Raw genomic sequence first — 2,295 nt, forward strand, 5'->3', positions numbered from 1 at the left:
CGGCAGCAGCCCCTGCCGGTCCAGCTCGCCGAGGACGAGCCCTGCGCCCAGGACGCAGGTGGTGTGCACGTCGTGCCCGCAGGCGTGCGCGCGGTCGGGGACGGTGGACCGGTAGGGGACGCCCGCCTTGGTGTCCGGGATCGGCAGGGCGTCGATGTCCGCCCGCAGCGCCAGCATCGGCGTCACCCCGTCCCACTCCCCCACGTCGCAGATCAGCCCCGTGCCCCCGGGCAGCACCTTCGGCGTCAGCCCCGCCTTCTCCAGCCGCGCCTTGATGGCGGCGGTGGTACGGAACTCCTGGTTACCGAGCTCGGGGTGCATGTGCATGTCGCGCCGGAACGCGATGAGCTCGGCACGCAGGTCGTCGGGGAGGGTGCCGGGCATGGAGGCGGCCTCGGCTCGGGGTGCGCGGGACTTCACATGGTTCACCCAGCGAAGGGTAGGCCCCTCGACCCCCCAACTGGCCACAGATCAACAAAAGTTCAGCCGCACAGGCGAACAAAAGGCGGCGCGGGGACGTGTGACGGCCACTCCGGCCGGGTACACTCACCGGCTTTTGCCGACCCGACCGGCAGGGGCGTCGTGTTCCCGCGCCCCACCGGGCTTCAGGGGCCGATCAGTTGCTGGATGGCGTCCCCGTACCGGGCGACGACGACCCCCGGGTCGGCGGCGAGCAGCACCGGGTCCCGCACCACGTGCATGCTGGTGAGCAGCCCGCCGAGCTGAGCGGCGATCAGATGGGCGCGCACCTCGGCGTCGCCGCCGGTCAGCCGCCGTACGAGCGGCCGGGCGAACACCTCGTCGATCGTCGCGCGCAGGTTGTGGCGCACCTCGTCGCGGTCCGAGGCGCGGAAGAGCGCGGCGAGCGCCGTCACCGCCAGGGCGCCCGTCCGCGTCGAGGGCAGGCAGACGACATGCTCCACGATCGCCCGGCCCATGCCGTCCAGCGGGCCCTCCATGACCTGGATGGCCGGCAGGTCGACCGTCATCGTCTCCAGGAACAGCTGCTCCTTGGAGCCGAAATGGCGGATCACCAGGGCGGCGTCGACGCCGGCGCGTGCGGCCACGGCCCGGATGCCGACGGCGTCGAAGCCCGCCTCCCCGAACAGCTCGCGCGCGGCTTCGAAGATCACGCTCCGGGTCACCGCCGCGGGCTGCCGCGGTTTGGCGGCGCGGGGGCGCGTACTCATGGCGACAGTGCTCCTCGGTTGTGCCGGGCCGGTAAGTCATCATAGATGACTTACGCTTGTCATCAATGTTGATAAATCTCGCGGCAGAAGCGGGACGGAACGATCGGAGGATGACCTGATGGACCGCTTGAAGGACAAGGTGGCGATCATCACGGGCGCGGGCAGCGGTATCGGCCGGGCCGCCGCACAGCTCATGAGCGGGGAGGGGGCGCGGGTCCTGGTCGCGGACCACGACCTCTCCTCGGCCGAGGAGACGGCCCGGGGGATCGCCGAGGCGGGCGGCGAGGCGCTGCCCTGCGCGGTGGACGTCATGGACGACGCGTCCGTGGGCGACATGGTCGAAGCGGCGGTGCACGGGTTCGGGCGGCTGGACGTCCTCTGCAACCACGTCGGGGGCACGAACCCGCGCAAGGACCTGGACCTGCTGCGGCTGGACATGGCGGAGTTCGGCCGGGCCGTGGACCTGAACGTCCGCTCCACCCTGACGGGCTCCCGGCACGCCGTCCCGCACATGATCCGGGCGGGCGGCGGCTCGATCATCAACACCGCGTCCGTGGCCGGCCTGGTCGGTGACGTGCTGCAGATCTCCTACGGGGCGGTCAAGGCGGCGGTCGTCAACATCACCAAGTCCATCGCCGTCCAGTACGGCCCCCAGGGCATCCGCTGCAACGCGGTGGCCCCGGGCACGATCATGACCCCGGCCCTGCTGGACAACCTGCCGGCCGAGGTGATCGAGGCGCTGAAGGGGTACAACTCGCTGCCGTACCTGGGCGCCCCGGAGGACATCGGCCACACCATGGTCTTCCTGGCGTCCGACGAGTCCCGCTACCTCACGGGACAGCTGCTGGTGGTGGACGGCGGGATGACGAGCCAGTCCCCGGCCGTCCCGGGCCGGCGGGCGATGCTCCCCACGGAGTAGGCCGGGAGCCCGGCGGACCGGCACCGGACCGGGTACGCGGCGTCCACACCCCGGTCGGACCGTGCGGCGGGCGGCGTACGCCGGTGCCGAGCCCGGCACCTCGCGCGAAGGACGCGCCCGAGCTCCGTCCAAGGGCTGCCCCGCACTTCCCGGTGGATCAGCGCGCGGCGTCAGATGCGGTGCATC

Annotated in this window: 3 protein-coding genes; 1 reads left to right on the forward strand and 2 read right to left on the reverse strand. The window is 72.0% G+C overall.

What is annotated here, in order from left to right:
* Both IH13_RS0111940 and IH13_RS0111945 read right to left on the reverse strand, forming a co-directional pair.
* The coding region (locus tag IH13_RS0111940) for a M20/M25/M40 family metallo-hydrolase (protein WP_031083648.1) at positions 1-384 on the reverse strand (384 nt) is incomplete at its 3' end.
* Between the two features lie 221 nt (positions 385-605).
* On the reverse strand, positions 606-1,190 hold the full coding sequence (locus IH13_RS0111945) for a TetR/AcrR family transcriptional regulator (protein WP_031083650.1): 585 nt from the start codon (positions 1,188-1,190) through the stop codon (positions 606-608).
* Between the two features lie 118 nt (positions 1,191-1,308).
* On the opposite strand from IH13_RS0111945, the gene IH13_RS0111950 reads away from it, so the two are divergent.
* Complete coding sequence (locus IH13_RS0111950) at positions 1,309-2,109, forward strand: SDR family NAD(P)-dependent oxidoreductase (protein WP_031083652.1); 801 nt, start codon at positions 1,309-1,311, stop codon at positions 2,107-2,109.
* Positions 2,110-2,295 lie beyond the last annotated feature (186 nt).

It is taken from the genome of Streptomyces sp. NRRL WC-3549, assembly GCF_000721935.1.
Taxonomy (GTDB): domain Bacteria; phylum Actinomycetota; class Actinomycetes; order Streptomycetales; family Streptomycetaceae; genus Streptomyces.

What these genes read in the sequence shown, in the direction of transcription:
- IH13_RS0111950 (WP_031083652.1), top strand. Translation starts at nt 1,309, where the DNA reads ATGGACCGCTTGAAGGACAAGGTGGCGATCATCACGGGCGCGGGCAGC.
- IH13_RS0111945 (WP_031083650.1), bottom strand. Translation starts at nt 1,190, where the DNA reads ATGAGTACGCGCCCCCGCGCCGCCAAACCGCGGCAGCCCGCGGCGGTG.